Origin of the sequence: Micromonospora sp. HM134, assembly GCF_007833915.1 — a bacterium.
GTDB classification, from domain to species: domain Bacteria; phylum Actinomycetota; class Actinomycetes; order Mycobacteriales; family Micromonosporaceae; genus Micromonospora; species Micromonospora wenchangensis.
The window spans coordinates 3,439,561-3,456,888 of sequence record NZ_CP041061.1 but is presented as its reverse complement, the minus strand read 5'-3'; the positions used below and the strand labels follow the sequence as shown (position 1 = coordinate 3,456,888).

The following is a 17,328-nucleotide window of genomic DNA, read 5'->3' as shown; positions in this document are numbered from 1 at the left end:
GCCCGCCGTGGACCCGGGCGGCGACGCGGCGGCGTCGCCGGTCAGGCCGGCGGCGGCGCGGTGCTGTGGCGTACGGTCAGGGTGGTCGCCAGTTCCAGGCGGACCTGACCGGTCGGTTCCCCCCGCCCGAGGGCGAGGGCCAGTTCGGTGGCGGTGACCGCCATCTCGCGCAACGGTTGGTGCACGGTGGTCAGTGCCGGGTCGACCAGCGTGGCCACCGGCAGGTCGTCGAAGCCGACGACGCTGAGGTCGGCGGGGATCCGCAGCCCGAGCGTGCGGGCGGCCTGGTAGACCCCGAGGGCCTGGAGGTCGTTGCCGGTGCACACCGCCGTCGGGCGGTCCGGGCGACGGAGCAGGTCGAGGGCGGCGGCCCGGCCGTCGGTGTCGGTCAGGCCGGCGTGCCGGACCAGGCCGGACGCCACCGGCAGGCCGGCGGCCTCCAGGGCGGAGCGGTAGCCGTCCAGCCGGGCCCGGCAGCACAGGACGTGTTCCGGGCCGGCGATCATCGCGATCCGCCGGTGGCCGAGCCCGATCAGGTGGCGGGTGGCCGACCGGCCGCCGGCCCAGTTCGTCGCGCCGACGAACGGGACGTCCTCGGGCAGTTCGGTGGTGGGGTCGAAGACCACGAACGGGATGCCCCGGGCACGCAGCAGCCGGTGCTGTTCCGCGTCCAGTTGGGCCACCATGACCAGGCAGTCCGGCCGTCGGGCGAGGGTGTCGTCGATCCAGTACCGGATCGCGTTGCGCTGCGGCCCGAACTCGGTGAGGACGACGCCGACGCGGTGTTGCCGGGCCACCCGCTCGACCCCCCGGATGATCTCCAGGCCCCACATGTCCTCGATCTCGTCGAAGACCAGTTCCATCATGTTGCTGCGGGTGACCGGGGCGGCCCTGCGGTAGCCGTGCCGGCTGATCGCCGCCTCGACGCGGGCCCGGGTGTCCGCCGCGACGCCGGACCGGCCGTTGATCACTTTCGACACGGTCGGCACCGACACACCGGCCGACGCGGCGATCGCCGCGATCGTCACGGGTCTGCTGGGATCGGTGAGCGACGCCAGGTCGCTACCCGGTCCGCCCGACTCGACCTGACTCAACCCGGCCTCCTCCCCGGCGGTGGCTGCCGGTCACGCCGCCAGGTCCACACGCGACCGGGCCGCCGGCACCGTCGCGGGGACCGCCGGCATCATTCAGGGGCACCCAGGATAACCCGACCGTCGATGTCCGTCCTCCGGGTGCGGAGCCGACCGGGACGGAAACTTTCCATCGACTTCAGGAGATGTTCGACGAGGCTCCGGGTCGAGCGCGGCAGGTCATGGCATTCGGTTCGGCGCAGGGGCGCGGAACACCCCTGTCATTGACGCACGTCGACCGATACTTGTAAGGTCTGCGGCGGAAACTTTCCAGGAACAGTATCCGATCGTTTCCAGGCGGGAGCCTCGCCACTCATCGCGGACGCCCTGGGCAGCGCCCGCACTCGCCCCGTTCCGGCCGGGCCGCCGGGCGGCCAGCCGACCCCCGGTCGCGCCGGCACGACGCCGTGGGCCGCCCCCGACCCGGACGACACCGGACCGGCCGGGGCCGCCCCGGTCGGCGAGACGTCCGACGACCCCCATCCAACCGGCGCCATCCCGGCGAGGAGTTCCCCTGATGAGTACCCAGCACCTCCGACGAATGCGACAACGGGCCGGCCTGCTCGCCGGCGCCCTCGCCGCACTGCTCCTGGCGGGCCTGATGGTCGCCGGCAACGCCCAGGCCGCCGCCGGCTGCCGGGTGGCGTACACCGTGCCGGCCCAGTGGCAGGGCGGTTTCACCGCCGACGTCCAGGTCACCAACCTCGGCGACGCGGTCAACGGCTGGAGCCTGGCCTGGACCTTCCCGGCCGGCCAGCGCGTCACCCAGGCGTGGAACGTGACGGCCACCGCCGCAGGCGACCAGGTCACCGCGAAGAACCTGAGCTACAACGCGGCGATCGCCACCAACGGCACCGTCTCCTTCGGTTTCAACGGGTCGTGGACGGGCAGCAACCCGGTGCCGACCTCGTTCACCCTCAACGGGGTCGCCTGCACCGGGAGCGTGAGCACGCCGACGCCGACCGGCACCACCGCACCGCCGTCCCCGACGGTCTCCCCCTCCCCGACGGTCTCGCCGTCGCCGTCGCCCGGTGGGGACCCGATGGCGACGGTGGCCGCGATGCAGCCCGGCTGGAACCTGGGCAACACCCTCGACGCGATCCCCGACGAGACCGCGTGGGGCAATCCGCTGACCACCCAGGCCCTGCTGCGGCAGGTGCGCTCGCAGGGCTACCGCAGCATCCGCATCCCGGTGACCTGGACCGACCACACCGGGCCGGCCCCGACGTACACCATCGACCCGGTCTGGTTGGCCCGGGTCCGCCAGGTGGTCGACTGGTCGCTGGCCGAGGGCTTCTACGTGATGATCAACCTGCACCACGACTCCTGGCAGTGGCTCAACGGGTACCCGGGCGACCGCACCACCGTGCTGAACCGGTACACCGCGCTGTGGACCCAGATCGCCACCACGTTCCGCGACCACTCGGCCAAGCTGGTGTTCGAGAACATCAACGAGCCGCAGTTCACCGGCACCGCCGACGACGCCCAGGGCGACGAGGTGCTGCGGGAACTGCACCTGGCGTTCGTCCGCCTGATCCGCCAGTCCGGCGGCGGCAACGCCACCCGGCTGCTGGTGCTGCCCACCCTGCACACCAGCGGCGAACAGGCCCGGATGGACGCGCTGAACACCACGATCAGCCAGCTGCGCGACCCCAACATCGCCGCGACCATCCACTTCTACGGGTACTGGCCGTTCAGCGTGAACATCGCCGGAGGCACCCGCTACGACAGCAACGTCGAACAGGACCTCGTCGGCACCTTCGAGCGGGCCCGCGCCTCGTTCGTCGCCCGGGGCATCCCGGTGATCATCGGGGAGTGGGCGCTGCTCAGCTACGACTACACCCGCCCCGGCATCATCGAACGCGGCGAACTGCTGAAGTTCTTCGAGGCCGTCGGCTACCACGCCCGCACCCGCAACCTCACCACGATGCTCTGGGACGCCGGCTCGTTCCTCAACCGCACCACGTTGCAGTGGCGGGACCAGGGCATCTACGACCTGATGAAGGCGAACCTCACCACCCGCTCGGCCACCGCCTCCTCCGACCAGGTCTACCTGCCGCGCAGCGGCACCATCACCAGCAAGTCGCTCACCCTCAACCTCAACGGCGCGTCGTTCCAGGGCCTGCGGCAGGGCAGCACCAACCTGGTCGCCGGCACCGACTACACCGTCTCCGGCAGCACGCTGACGCTGACCGCGTCGGCGCTGACCCGGCTCGCCGGCAACCGCGCCGCCGGGGTCAACGCCACCATCGAGGCGCGCTTCTCCCAGGGCGTGCCCTGGCAGATCAGCATCGTCTCGTACGACCCGCCGACCCAGTCGGCGGCCAGCGGCACGACCACGTCGTTCGCCATCCCCACCCAGTTCCGGGGCGACCAGCTCGCCACCATGGAAGCGAAGTACGCCGACGGCAGCGGCGCCGGACCGGCCAACTGGACCTCCTACAAGGAGTTCTGGACGCACTTCCAGCCGGACTACACCGCCAACACCATCCTGCTGAAGCCGGAGTTCTTCGCCGAGGTCAACGACGGCCCGGTCACCCTGACCTTCCACTTCTGGAGCGGCACGCAGAAGACGTACCGGATCACGAAGTCCGGCAGCACGGTCACCGGCAGCCCGGCCTGACCGTCGGCGGGGCGTCGCGGTCCACCGACCGCGACGCCCCGCCGGCGCGGATCAACCCGCCGGCTCGGCGCGGGCCGGCGGCGACCACGGCCAGGGCACCTCGTGGAAGGCGGCCTCGACCAGCAGCGCCTCCACCCCGGTCAGCAGTCGCGCGGCCCGCTCGACCGGCAGGTAGCGGGTGTCGGCGGTGACCGCCAGCTCCACCGCGCCGGGGGCGTCGCGCACCTGCACCCGGCAGCGCCACGCGAACCGGTCCAGCTCCCCCACCCAGCGCACCCCGGCGGACGCCACCATCGCCCGCAGGGCCGCCTCGTCGGGGCCGGCCACCCCCGGGTCCACCTCGGGGACGAGCCGGGTGTCGTTGAGGTAGCACAGCGGGGCCAGCACGCTGCGGTGGTCGTGCCCCCGCTCGGTGAACGCCCGTTCGAACTCCACCGGGTCGTAGTAGGCGTGCCGGTACGCGTCCAGGCCGGCCCGCCCGGCCCGGGACAGCAGGGTGCCGAAGTCGGGCCGCCCGGTCAGGTCCAGCCGGCACAGCCCGATCTGGTTCAGGGTGGCGACCGCCCGGTCGTACCCGGGTGGGAACCGGTTGTTGGCCATCACCACGATGCCGCAGGCGTCCTGCCCGGTGTCGCCGCAGAGGACGGCGGCGGTCGCGGCGAGCAGGGCGGTGGAGGTGCTGACGCCGTACCGGGTGGCGACCAGCCGCGTCGCGTGGTGCACCGCCGCGGAGACCAGCGAACCCTGCCGGTAGCGGGGCGTCGCGCCGACCCCGACCGGGTCGGCCAGGGTCATCGGCAGGCCGGGGAACTGCCGCAGCCAGTACGCCACCGCCCGCTGCGACCGCCGCTGCTGCACCGTGCGCTCCTGCCCGGCGACGTCCAACGACTGGAGGCCGGGCGCGTCGTCGACCGCCCCGCGCAACAGCAGCAGACGCAGGTCCCGCAGTACGGTGGTGGCCGCGTGGAAGTCGACGGCGCAGTGGCTGAACACCAGCACGACCTGCCGTACCGTGTCGGCCACGGTGACCAGCGCGACCCGCAGCGGATACTCGACGGCGTGGTCGAACGGCGACCCGGCCAGTCGCGCGGCCAGCTCCGCCGCGACCCGCGCGCCGTCCGGGTCGTCGGCCGGCCGGGGTACGGCGTGCACCCCCACGGGCAGCCGTCCCGCCGCCGACGCCTCCTGGCACAGCTGCCCGTCGTACGGGCGGACCCGGGTCCGCAACGACTCGTGCCGGGCGAGCAGCGCACCCACCGCCCGCACCGCCCGGGGCACGTCCACCCCGGCCCGCGCCGAGACCGCCAGGGTGCGGGGCAGGGTGAGCACCCGGTACGCGGCGGGGGCCTCGAACTCCGCCACCGTCCGCCACATCGCCCGCTGCCCCCAGGTCAGCGGCCCGGTCGCGGCCCGCCCCCCGGCGAACTCGGCGTACGTCGACCCGTCGGCGGCGGACGTCCGCCCGGCCGGCGGGACGACGGCGGTCGCGGTGGGGGCGGTCGCGATGGCGGGTGACCAGGGCCAGGGGACGTCGTCGAAGGCGGCCCGCACCAGCAGGTCCTCCAGGCCGCGCAGGAACGGCTCGACGGTGGCCAGCGGAAGCTGCCGGGTGTCGACGGTGAGCGTGACACCCACCCCGGCCGGCTCGTCCACCACGTGGGTCAGCAGGTGCCAGGCCGCCTGGTCGAGCCCCGCCGTCCAGGCGAAGGTGCTGTCCGCGGTGGCCGCCCGCAACGCCTCCCGGGTCACCGCCGGCAGCCGGTCGGCCCCGCCGACCGGCAACCGCACGTCGTTGAAGTAGTGGTACGGCTGGAACGCCGACGCCGGGTCGACCCCCCGTTGCTCGAATGCGAGCCGCAGCGCGACCGGGTCGTAATACGCGTGCCGCAACGCATCCAGGGACACCCGCCACACCCGGGACAACAACTCCCCGAAATGGGGACGACCCGACACGTCCAGCATGCCGAAACCGATCTGGCCGAGATTGGCGACGGCATTCGCGTACGCGGCCCGAAACCGATTGTGGGCCATCGGGAAAATGCCGCAGCGTTCCCGGTGACCGTGGCCGACGGCCATCGCCGTCACCCCGGCCAGCAGCACCGCGGAACCGCTGACCCGGTGCCGGGCGGCGATCAGCCGGGCGGCCGTGTCGACGGCCGGGGAGACCAGCACGCCGCGCCGCCACGCCGGCGTCAGCCCCGGACCCGGCGCGGGCAGCGGCGACGGCGGCAGCCGGTCGAACTCGCGCAGCCAGTGCCCGACCGCCCGCGCCGAACGACCCTGGTCGACCCCGTGCTGGCGGCGGGCCACGTCCACCGACTGCGGGCCGGCCGGGGTGGACAGGCCGCCGCGCAGCACGAGCAGCCGCAGGTCCCGCAGCACCACCTCGGCGGCGTGCGCGTCCACCGTGGAGTGGCTGAACACCACCACGATCTGCCGTACCCGGTCGTCGACGGTCACCAGCGCGACCCGCAGCGGCCACTCGGCGGCGTGGTCGAACGCGACGTCGCCGAGCCGGCCGGCGACCTGTCGGGCGGCCCGCGAACCGTCGTCGGCCCCCGGGCTGACCAGCAGCGGCAGCACCCCGGCTGCCGCCGTCTCCTGCCGGGGCACGTCGTCGACGACCCGCACCCGGGTCCGCAGCGCGCCGTGCCGGCCGACCAGCGCGCCGACCGCCCGGACCACGGCGGCGGGGTCCGCCCCGGCCCGTGCGGACAGCGGCACCGTGCGGCGCAGGTTGAGGAAGACGTGGTTGGAGCCGTACCGGGCGAGGGACCGCCACATCACCTGCTGGGCCCAGGTCAACGGCGCCGACCCGGCCCCGTCGCCGGAGAACTCGGCGGACAGCATCGTCTCCGACGCCCATTGCGCGGGCACCACCACGTCAGCGAATCGCATTCCCGACCGTACGACGCGACGACCGTCGCCGAATCGCTCGAAGGTGCTTTCCATAGTGGACCGATCAGCCGATCCGACGGTTCGGGCCCGCCGGGCAGACTACTGGCCACTGCCCGCACCGTTTCGAGTAAGGCGCCGCGTGACGAACGTTGACGTACCGACGCGGGCCGCCCCGCCGCATTCCACCATCCCCCGGGCCGCCGGAAATCCCCGGCTGTCATTCGCCCAGGAGCGGATCTGGTTCACCGAACAGCTCTCCCCCGGCACCGCCGCGTACGTCGTCCACACGACCGTACGGCTGCGCGGGGCGTTCGACGTCGACCTGCTGTGCGCCGCCCTCGACGCCACCGTCGCCCGGCACGACAGCCTGCGGATGCGGTTCACCGAGAGCGCCGACGGGGAGCCCGTGGTGACGGTGCTGCCCGAGGTACGGGTGCCGGTGACCGTCACCGCCGCGCCGACCACCGACGCCGCCCACGCCCTCGTCGCCGACTCCGTGCACACCCCGTTCGACCTGACCGTCGCCCCGCTGCTGCGGGTGCTCGTCGTCCGGCTGGCCGACACCGAACACCTGCTGCACCTGGCGATGCACCACATCGTCAGCGACGGCTGGTCGCTGGACCTGCTGCTCGGGGAGATCGCCGCCGGCTACGCCGCGCTGCGCGACGGCGGCGACCCGCCCGAACCGCCGACCACCGGGTACGTCGACTACGCCGGCTGGCAGCGGGACCGGCTCGACGGCCCGCCGACCGGCGACGGGTTCACCCACTGGACCCGCGCGCTGGCCGGGGTGCCGCCGCTGGAACTGCCCACCGACCGGCCCCGGCCGGCCGTGCAGTCGTACGCGGGCGCGACCCACCGGTTCACCGTCGACGCCGACCTCACCGACGGGCTGCGCCGGCTGGGCCGGGCCCACCGGGCCACCCTCTACATGACCCTGCTCACCGGCCTACAGGCCGTGCTGTTCCGCTACAGCGGGCAGCGGGACTTCGCCGTCGGCTCCCCGGTGGCCGGGCGGGTGGTGCCCGAGCTGGAACACCTCGTCGGCCTGTTCGTCAACACCCTGGCCCTGCGCGCCGACCTCTCCCCGGACCCGGCGACCGCCGCCGAGCCGGGCTTCGCGACCCTGCTGCGCCGCAACCGGGGCACCGTGGTGCGCGCCCTGGCCCACCAGGAGATCCCCTTCGAACGCCTGGTCAAGGAGCTGAACGTCACCCGGGACGTCGCCCGCGCCCCGGTGTTCCAGGTGCTGTTCACCCTGCAGAACTACGCCCGGGGCGGCGACCGGTGGCCGGCCGGCCTGCACGCCGAACCGGTCGGCACCGACGCGGCCAGCGCCCGCTTCGACCTGTCGCTCTACGTCGGGGAGAGCGCCGACGGGCTGCGCGGCACGTTCGTCTACCACACCGACCTGTTCGACGCCGCCACCGTCGCCGGGCTGGCCGAGAGCTTCCGGACGCTGCTGCGCGCCGCCGTCGCCGAGCCCGACCGGCCGGTGGTCGACCTGGACCTGCTCGACCCGAACGGCCGGGACCGGATGCTGGCCCTCGCCGGGGAGCGGGCCGGCGGACCGCCGACCGGTGCCGGGGTCACCGGGGCGGCGGTCACCCTGGCCGACCTGATCGACCCGCACGTCGCCGCCGCCCCCGACGCGCCGGCCGTGGTCTGCGGCACCGACCGGATCGGCTACCGGGAACTGGACCGGCGGGCCAACCGGCTCGCCCACTGGCTGCGGGCCCGGGGCGTGGGCCCGGACCACCTCGTCGGGGTGCTGCTGGAGCAGTCCGTCGAGCTGGCCGTGACGCTGCTCGGAGTGCTGCGGGCCGGCGGGGCGTACCTGCCGCTGGACCCGGAGCAGCCGGCCGCCCGGCTGGGTCTGATGCTCGCCGACGCCCGGCCGACCGTGCTGCTGACCGACGCCGGGTTGCGCGACCGGCTGCCCGCCGGGGCGGCGGCGACCTGCCTGGACGAGATCACCGCCGAGGTCGACGCCCAGCCGGACGACCGGCCGGCGACCGGGGTGCGCGGCGGGCACCTGGCCTACGTCATCTACACCTCCGGCTCGACCGGGACCCCGAAGGGGGTGGCCGTGCCGCACCGGCCGGTGCTGCGCTACCTCGACGGGGTGGCGGACCGGTTCGCGGTCGCCCCGGCCGCCCGGTACGGGCTGTTGCAGTCGATGTCGTTCGACTTCGCCGTCACCGTCTTCTACCTGGCGCTGGCCACCGGCGGCGCGGTGCACCTGCTCCCCCGCCGGGGCACCGGGGCCGAACTGGCCGCCCGGCTGCGCGACGAACGGATCGACTACCTGAAGATCACCCCGTCGCACCTGGCGGCGCTGACCGCCGACTGCGCACCGGACGACCTGCTGCCGGCCCGCGCGCTGATCCTCGGCGGTGAGGCGTCCGACCTGGAGCGGACCGCCCCGCTCGCCGCCGGGCCGACCCGGGTGTTCAACCACTACGGGCCCACCGAGGCCACCGTCGGCGTGGTCACCTACCGGGTGCCGGCCGACGCGCCGGACGTCGGGCCGGTGCCGATCGGCCGGCCGCTGCCGTACGCCTCGGTGCACGTGCTCGACGAGCGGATGCGCCCGGTGCCGGTCGGTATGCCCGGTGAGCTGTACCTGGGCGGGGACCGGCTGGCCCGGGGCTACCTGCACCGGCCCGGCCTGACCGCCGAACGGTTCGTGCCCGACCCGTACGGGCCGCCGGGGGCCCGGCTGTACCGCACCGGCGACCTGGCCCGCTGGCGGGCCGACGGGGAGCTGGTGTTCCTCGGCCGGCGCGACCACCAGGTGAAGATCCGTGGTTACCGGGTCGAGCTGGGCGAGGTGGAGGCCGCCCTGCGGGACTGCCCGGGGGTACGCCAGGCGGCGGTGCTGCTGCGCGACGACCGGCTGGTGGCCTACCTGGAGGCGACGCCGGACGCGGACGGCCCGGACCCGGCGCGCTGGCGTCGCCGGCTCGCCGGGCGGCTGCCCGAGCACATGGTGCCCACCCGCTGGGTGGTGCTGGACCGGCTGCCGTTGCAGGAACACGGGAAGGTGGACCGGCGGGCCCTGCCCGAGCCCACCGACGACGGCCCGACCGGCGAGCGGGTACCCCCGGTCGGGCCGGTGGAGACGCTGGTGGCCGACGTGTGGCGGGCGGTGCTCGGGGTGCCCGAGGTCGGCGTCACCGACGACTTCTTCGACCTGGGCGGGCACTCGCTGCTGGCCACCCGGGTGGTGGCCCGGCTGCGCCGGGAACTGCCCGCCGTCGTCGACGGCACCCCGCCGACCGTCAGCGTGATGGACCTGTTCCGGCACCGCACCGTACGCGAGCTGGCGGATCTCGTCGGCGGACCCGACGCCGGCCGGGCCGGGCTGCTGCACGAGCTGACCCCGCCGGTGCCCGCCGCCGACCGGGTCGCCACCCTGCTCTGCGTCCCGTACGGCGGGGGCAGCGCGGTGGTGTACCAGCCGCTGGCCGACGCGCTGCCGGCCGGGTACCGGCTGCTGTCGGTGGCCGTACCCGGGCACGACATCGGTCTCGCCGACGAGCCCGCGCCGATCGCCGACGTCGCCGCCGACGTGGTCGCGGAGGTGCTGGGCCGGGTCACCGGCCCGCTGATCGTGTACGGCCACTGCGGCCCCGGCGGGGCGCTGGCCGTCGAGGTGGCCCGCCGGTTGGAGGCCGCCGGGCGGGAACTGCTGGCGGTGTACCTCGGCGCGGTGTTCCCGTTCGCCCGGCCCGCCGACGGGCCGCTCGGGCCGCTGCTGCGGCTGCGCCTGGCCGAGCGGCTGCGCAGCGACCGGATCTACCGCACCTGGTTGCAGGCGCAGGGCACCGCGGTCGGCTCGCTCGCCCCCGACGAGGTGCGGTTCCTGGTGCGGGCGATGCGGCACGACGCCCGGGTCAGCGAGGACTACTTCACCACGCTGATGCGCCAGCGGGTCACCCCGCTGCGCGCGCCGGTCGTCTCCGTGGTCGGCGAGCGGGACCGCAGCACCGACTACCACGAGGAACGGTACCGGGAGTGGCACTTCCTCAGTGGCCGCACCGCCCTCGCCGTGATCGACGAGGGCGGGCACTACTTCCTCAAGTACCGGGCCGCCGAACTGGCCGAGATCGTCACCGACGTGCACCGGCGGCTCGACGCGCCACCCCGGTCCGTCCCGGCCGGGCCGCCGGCCACGCCACCGCCCTGGCGGCTCGCCGCCGTCTCCCGTGCCGACGGGCCCCCGACGGCGGACGCCCCGGGCCCGACGGCCGGCGGTGACCGGACCCCGCCGCCGAGCCTGCGTCGCTTCGGGCTGGTCGCCGCCGGTCAGGTGGTGTCCGGGCTGGGCACCGCGCTGACCACCTTCGCGATCCCACTGTGGATCTACACGCAGACCGGGTCGCTCGCCCGGTTCGCCCTGTTCGCCGTGCTCGGTCTGCTGCCCGGCCTGCTGGTCGCGCCGCTGGCCGGGGCGCTGATCGACCGCACCAGCCGGCGACGGGTGCTGCTGGCCGCCGGGCTCGCCGCCGGCAGCGCCAACGCGGTGCTCGCCGGGCTGGTGTTCACCGACCGGGCCCAGGTGTGGCACTTCTATCCGCTGGTCGGCTGGCTGTCGGTCGCGTTGGCCTTCCAACGGCTCGCGTTCGTCTCGGCGGTGCCGCAACTGGTGCCCAAACGCTTCCTCGGGCACGCCAACGGCCTCACCCAGACCGCCGTCGGCCTCACCCAGTTCACCGTGCCGCTGCTCGCCGTGGCCCTGCTGGAGACCGTCGGGCTGCGCGGCATCCTGCTCATCGACGTGGCGTCGTACCTGTTCGCGGTCGGGGTGCTGGCGGTCGTCCGGTTCCCCCGCACGCTGGCCCTGCGCCGCCGCGAGGGCATCGGCACCGAGATCGTCGCCGGGCTGCGCTACGCGCTGCGGCGTCGGGAGTTCCGCGCCATGCTGGCGTTCTTCGCCGCGCTGAACTTCTTCCTGTTCCCGGTGCTGTTCCTGCTCTCCCCGCTGGTGCTCGGCTTCGCCGACCTCACCGACGTGTCCCGCATCGCGCTGACCGGCGGGGTCGGCGCGGCCACCGGTGGCCTGGTGATGCTGCTGTGGGGTGGCCCCCGGCACCGCCGCATGCGGGCGGTGCTGCTGGGCACCCTCGGCATCGCGGTGGCCGCCGTGCTGACCGGGCTGCGGCCCAACCTGCTGCTCATCGGGGCCGGCGCGTTCGGCATGTACCTGGCGCTGGGCATCGTCAACGGCGTCTACCAGACGATCATCCAGACCAAGGTGCCGGCGCGGGTGCACGGCCGGGTGTTCGCGGTCAACCAGATGGTCGCCCAGTCCACCCTGCCGCTGGGCTGGGGCCTCGTCGCCCCGTTCGCCGCCCGGGTGGTGGAGCCGACGCTGCTGCCCGACGGGGCGCTGGCCGGCACCGTCGGCGCGGTGCTCGGGGTCGGACCGGGTCGCGGGCACGGGCTGCTCTACGTGCTGTTCGGGGTCTGCATCGCGCTGACCGCGCTGGTGTCGCTGGCCACCCCCACCCTGGCCCGGTTCGACGACGAGGTGCCCGACGCGCCCCCGGACGACCTGGTCGGCCTGGAGGAACGCCGGGCCCGGACGGCCGACCTCGCCGACCGGACCCCGGTGGGCGTCGGAACGGCGGGGAGAACGCGATGACCACGACACCCACCGGTACGCCGCCGCCGCGTACCCTGCCGGAGCTGCTCGACTGGCGTACCGGGCTGCACCCGGACCGGGTGGCGGTCGAGGTGCACCAGGTGGCGGCGCTGACCTTCGCCGGGTGGTCCGCCGGGGCACGGGCCGTCGCCGCCGCGCTGCGCCGTCGGGGGCTGCGCCCCGGCGACCGGGTCGGCCTGCTCTTCGGCCCCCGCGACTGGGTCCGGTACGCGGTGACGTACTGCGGCGTCCTGTGGGCCGGCGGGGTGGCGGTGCCGCTGTCCGACCGGCTGGCCGCCGGGCAGCTCGGGTACGCGCTGACCCACTGCGCGGCCACCGCCGTCGTGCACGGCGACGACACCCCCGCCCCGCCCACCCCACCCGGCGTGGCGGTGTACGGCGACGCCGAGCTGCGCGCCGACGGGCACGACGACGACACCCCGTCCGCCGCCCGCCCCGGCGACCTCGCCCAGATCCTCTACACCTCCGGCACCACGGGCCGGCCCAAGGGGGTGGCGGCCCGGCACGCCAACCTCACCGCCGGTGCGCCGCACCACCCCCGCCGGCTGGCCCTGGCCCACTCGGAGCGGTTCCTGCACGCCTTCGCCATCGGCACCAACGCCGGGCAGACGATGCTGCTCAACGCGTTGACCGCGAAGGCCGCCGCGCTCACCCTGCCCCGGTTCACCCCGGTCCGGTTCGCCCGGCTGGTCGCCGCCCCCGGCACCGGAACCGTCTTCGTGGTCCCGTCGATCGCCATCGAGCTGCTCGACTCCGGCGCGCTGCGGGACCGCGACACCAGCGGCGTACAGCTGATCGGCTCCACCGCCGCGCCGCTGCCCCCGGCGGTCGCGGCCCGGCTGGCCACGGCCTTCCCGCAGGCCACGATCGTCAACTACTACACCTCGACCGAGGCCGCCCCGGCGCAGACCACGATGATCTACGACCCGGCCCGGCCGGACGCGGTCGGCCGGCCGGTCGGCGGGCAGCTCATGGTCGCCGACCCCGACGGCCGCCCGCTGCCCGCCGGGACGACCGGCGACGTGTGGCTGCGCGCCCCGCACCCGCGCGCCTACTACCGGGACGACGCGGCGAACCGGGCCACCTTCCGCGACGGCTGGGTGCGGATGGGCGACGTGGGCCGGATCGACGCCGACGGCTACCTCTACCTCACCGACCGGCACCAGGACGTGATCAAGACCGGCGCGTTCAAGGTCTCCACCGTCGAGGTCGAGGCGGCGCTGCACGAGCATCCGCTGGTCGCCGAGGTGGCCGTGGTGGGGGTGCCGCACCCGGTGCTCGGGTCGGCGGTGGCCGCCGCCGTCGTGGCCCGGCCGCAGGCCGGCCCGGACGGGCTGACCCTGCCGGCGCTGCGCGGCTTCCTCGCCGACCGGCTCGCCGACCACCAACTGCCCGCCCGGCTGCTGCTGCTTCCGCGGCTGCCCCGCAACGAGGGTGGCAAGGTGCTCAAACGGCAGCTCACCGCCCTGTTCGACAACTGACCACCCGCACCGACAGCACGACCATGGGAGAGCATGTGGGCACCGCCGAGGCGACCTTCGCGCAGCACGCCGTCTGGTTCACCGAGCAGGCCGGGGTCGCCGGCACGGCGTACCACATGGCGCTGGGCATCCGGTTCGGCGCGGAACTGGACCGGGCCGCCCTCGTCGCGGCGTGCGCGGCGACGGTCGCCCGGCACCCGGTCCTGTCCGCCCGGGTCGCCACCGACGAGGACGGCACCCCCCGGTTGACGCCGGCCGACACCCGCCCGGCGGTCACCTCCGGCGCGCTGACCGACGCGCGGGTCGCCGAGGAGATCGCCCGACCGTACGACCTGCGGACCGGCCCGCTGGCCCGGTTCACCCTGCTGACCGGGGCGACGGGCAGCCACCTGCTGCTGGTCACCGCGCACCACCTGGTCTTCGACGGCACCTCCAAGGACGTGCTGGTCGCCGACCTCGCCGCCGGGTACGCCGCCGCCCGGTCCGTCGACCCGGCACGCGACCCCGCCCCGGGACCGGCCGACGTCCACCGGCAGCCCGGTGAACAGCCGTGGCCCGGCGACGACCACGCCGGCCTCGCGGCGGCCGAGCAGCAGCGGATCGCCGTCGACCTGCCCGCCGCCCGCGACTTCTGGGCGCGGCACTGGTCCGGCCCCGGCGACGTGGTGCTGCCCGGCCTGCGCCGGGTGCCCACCGGTGCCGAGCCCGGCGTCGCCGTCGAGGTGGCGCTGCCCGCCGACGTGGTCGACGGCATCGACCCGACGGCCCGGTCGCTCGGGGTCACCCGCTTCGAGCTGCTGTTCGCCGCGCTGCACGCCCTGCTCGGGCGGTACGGCAACCGGGACCTGCCGATCGGGGTGGCGCTGTCCACCCGTACCCCGGACCAGGCCGACCGGATCGGACTGTTCGTCAACGAACTGCCGGTCACCGTCGCGCCGGCCGACGGCACGTTCCGCGCGCACGCCCGCGCCGTCCGGGACCGGCTGCGCGAGGTGTACCGGTACCGGGCCGTGCCGCTGGCCCACGCGGTGCCCGGCCTGCGGCCCGCCCCGGCGGTGACCCCGGTCAGCGTCGGCTACCGGCGGCGCGGCGGGGAGCCGGCCTTCCCCGGGGTGGCCGCCGAGATCGACTGGACGCTGTTCGGCGGCGCCGCCCGTAACGCCCTGCACGTGCAGATCGTGGACGCCCCCACCGGCCTCACGGTCAGCCTCCAGCACAGCCCGGCGGCGGTGCCGACCGACGCGGTACGCCGGATCGGGGCGCACCTGCGGACCCTGCTCGCCGCCGCGCTCGCCGACCCGGACCGGCCGGTCGCGGAACTGCCGGTGCTGCCCGCCGACGAACGCGACCGGGTCACCCGGGAGTGGAACGACACCGGCCGGGCGTACCCCGCCGGGGCGGGCGTGCCCGGCCTGTTCGCCGCCCGGGTCGCCGCCGACCCGCACGCGCCGGCCGTGGTCGACGACGACCTGACGCTCAGCTACGCCCAGCTCGACGCCGCCGCCGACCGGCTGGCCGGGCTGCTGCGGCAACGCGGGGTCGGCCCGGGGACGCTCGTCGCGGTCGCGCTGGACCGGTCCTGGCGGGCGGTGGTCACCCTGCTGGCGGTGCTGCGCTGCCGGGCCGCGTACCTGCCGGTGGACCCGCAGCACCCGCCGGCCCGCCGGGACCTCGTCCTGGCCGACGCCGACCCCACGCTGGTGGTGACGCCGACGGCGGGCGGGCTGCCCTGGCCCACCCTCGCCCTCGACGGGGTCGACCTGCTCGCCGGGCCGGTGCCGACGCCGACCGGCCCCGTCGCGACGCCGGCCGCCGACGACCTGGCCTACCTGCTCTACACCTCGGGCTCGACCGGCCGGCCCAAGGGTGTCGCGGTGCGGCACGGCGCGCTGACCAACCTGCTGCTGGGGGTACGGGACCTGCTGGGCGGCGGCCCCGCGCACCGGTGGCTGCACCTGACCTCGCTGTCGTTCGACATCTCCACCGTGGAGGTCTTCCTGCCGCTGGTCACCGGCGGCCGGGTGGTGGTCGCCTCGACGGTCGGCCCGTTGGACGGCGCGGGCGTGCTGCGGCTGGTCCACGCCGCCGGGGTGACCCACGCCCAGGCCACCCCCTCGGGCTGGCGGGTGCTGCTGGAGGCCGGCCTCGGCACGCCCGGACCGGACGCCGCCGGGGTCACGCCGCCCCCGCTGGTCGCCGTCACCGGCGGCGAGGCCCTGCCGCCCGCCCTGGCCCGGGAGCTGCGGGCCCGCACCGCCCGCCTGGTCAACGGGTACGGCCCCACCGAGGCCACGGTGTACGCCACGATGGCCGACGTCCCCGCCGACCCCGACGAGGTCACCATCGGCCGGCCACTGCCGAACGTGCGGGCGTACGTGCTGGACCCCTCGGGACAGCCGACGCCGATCGGGGTGCCCGGCGAGCTGCACCTGGCCGGCGCCGGGCTGGCCGCCGGCTACCGGGGGCGCGACGACCGGACCGCCGAGGTGTTCGTGCCGGACCCGTTCGGGCGGCCCGGCGAGCGGCTCTACCGCACCGGTGACCGCTGCCGGTGGCGGCCGGACGGGCGGCTGGACTTCCTCGGCCGCACCGACGACCAGGTCAAGATCCGGGGACACCGGGTCGAGCTGGGCGAGATCGACGCCCGGCTGCTCGACCATCCGGACGTGGCCGACGCGGCGACGGTGCTGCGCTCCGACGCCGACGAACCCCGGCTCGTCGCCTACCTGGTGGCCCGCGCCGGTGCCGTCGTCGAGCCGGCCGGGTTGCGCCGGCACCTGGCGGCGAGCCTGCCGCAGGCTGTGCTGCCGACCGACTTCGTGCCGCTCGACCGGCTGCCGTCGAGCCCGAACGGCAAGGTCGACCGGGCCGCCCTGGCCGCCCTGGACCTCACCACCGACCTCACCCGGGACAGCGCGCCGGCCGGGGACGTCGGGCCGGACCCTACGGCCGCACCGGGTAGGGACGTCGGGCCGGCCGGGGACGTCGCGGACGACGATCCGGTGGTGACCCAGTTGCGGCTGATCTGGCAGGAGGTGCTGCGGATTCCCGACATCGGCGTGCACGAGGACCTGTTCGACCTGGGCGGCCACTCCCTCACGATCACCCGGATCAGTGGCCGTATCCAGCAACGGCTCGGCGTCGAGGTGCCCCTGGACGCCTTCTTCGACACCCCCACCATCGCCGAGATCGCCGAGATCGTCCGGCCGTCCGTGAAGGAGTGCTGATGGACACCAGCGACACCACCGACCTGCGGGGGCGGCTCGCCGACCTGGTCAGCGAGGCCACCGGGGGCGAGGTGGCGGCCACCGACCTGCTCACCGGCGGCTCGATGGTCGCCCTCGGCGTCGACTCCCTCGGCCTGCTGCGCATGGTCGACGCGATCGAGCTGAAGTACGACGTCGAGGTCGAGCTGAACGGCCCGGGACGGCCCCTGGACACCCTCGACGACCTGGTCGCGCTGCTGACCGCCGCCGTGCCCGACGACGCCCGCTGACCGGCCCGGCCCGGTTCGGGCGACCCGGG

At 75.3% G+C, this 17,328-nt stretch carries 7 protein-coding genes; 5 read left to right on the top strand and 2 right to left on the bottom strand.

Going from position 1 to position 17,328, the window contains the following annotated elements; translation table 11 throughout:
* Positions 1–41: 41 nt before the first annotated feature.
* A complete protein-coding gene (locus FJK98_RS14760; protein ID WP_205789455.1) occupies positions 42–1,094 on the bottom strand; it encodes a LacI family DNA-binding transcriptional regulator in 1,053 nt (350 codons plus the stop codon).
* Between the two features lie 553 nt (positions 1,095–1,647).
* On the opposite strand from FJK98_RS14760, the gene FJK98_RS14755 reads away from it, so the two are divergent.
* Positions 1,648–3,753 (top strand): cellulase family glycosylhydrolase, encoded by a 2,106-nt coding sequence (locus FJK98_RS14755; RefSeq protein ID WP_240762854.1) that lies wholly within the window; start codon positions 1,648–1,650, stop codon positions 3,751–3,753.
* Between the two features lie 51 nt (positions 3,754–3,804).
* On the opposite strand, the gene FJK98_RS14750 is transcribed toward FJK98_RS14755, so the two are convergent.
* Positions 3,805–6,651, bottom strand: a complete 2,847-nt coding sequence (locus tag FJK98_RS14750) for a condensation domain-containing protein (RefSeq protein WP_168222474.1) — start codon at positions 6,649–6,651, stop codon at positions 3,805–3,807.
* 139 nt (positions 6,652–6,790) lie between these two features.
* Here FJK98_RS14750 and FJK98_RS14745 point away from each other — a divergent pair, with 139 nt between their 5' ends.
* The 4 genes from FJK98_RS14745 to FJK98_RS14730 are packed head-to-tail and all read left to right on the top strand — an operon-like array spanning position 6,791 to position 17,299.
* Positions 6,791–12,301, top strand: a complete 5,511-nt coding sequence (locus tag FJK98_RS14745) for a non-ribosomal peptide synthetase/MFS transporter (RefSeq protein WP_205789454.1) — start codon at positions 6,791–6,793, stop codon at positions 12,299–12,301.
* On the top strand, positions 12,298–13,803 hold the full coding sequence (locus FJK98_RS14740) for a class I adenylate-forming enzyme family protein (protein ID WP_168222473.1): 1,506 nt from the start codon (positions 12,298–12,300) through the stop codon (positions 13,801–13,803). The genes FJK98_RS14745 and FJK98_RS14740 overlap by 4 nt, the downstream gene beginning before the upstream one ends.
* Positions 13,804–13,826: 23 nt before the next feature.
* The gene (locus tag FJK98_RS14735) at positions 13,827–17,030 is read left to right on the top strand and encodes an amino acid adenylation domain-containing protein (protein ID WP_145919524.1); all 3,204 of its coding nucleotides are present in this window, start codon (positions 13,827–13,829) and stop codon (positions 17,028–17,030) included.
* The gene (locus FJK98_RS14730; RefSeq protein ID WP_145919523.1) at positions 17,030–17,299 is read left to right on the top strand and encodes an acyl carrier protein; all 270 of its coding nucleotides are present in this window, start codon (positions 17,030–17,032) and stop codon (positions 17,297–17,299) included. The genes FJK98_RS14735 and FJK98_RS14730 overlap by 1 nt, the downstream gene beginning before the upstream one ends.
* The last annotated feature ends 29 nt before the right edge of the window (positions 17,300–17,328 follow it).

Coding starts and splice junctions, on each gene's coding strand:
- FJK98_RS14735 (WP_145919524.1), top strand. CDS start 13,827: ATGGGAGAGCATGTGGGCACCGCCGAGGCGACCTTCGCGCAGCACGCC.
- FJK98_RS14750 (WP_168222474.1), bottom strand. CDS start 6,651: ATGCGATTCGCTGACGTGGTGGTGCCCGCGCAATGGGCGTCGGAGACG.
- FJK98_RS14740 (WP_168222473.1), top strand. CDS start 12,298: ATGACCACGACACCCACCGGTACGCCGCCGCCGCGTACCCTGCCGGAG.
- FJK98_RS14755 (WP_240762854.1), top strand. CDS start 1,648: ATGAGTACCCAGCACCTCCGACGAATGCGACAACGGGCCGGCCTGCTC.
- FJK98_RS14730 (WP_145919523.1), top strand. CDS start 17,030: ATGGACACCAGCGACACCACCGACCTGCGGGGGCGGCTCGCCGACCTG.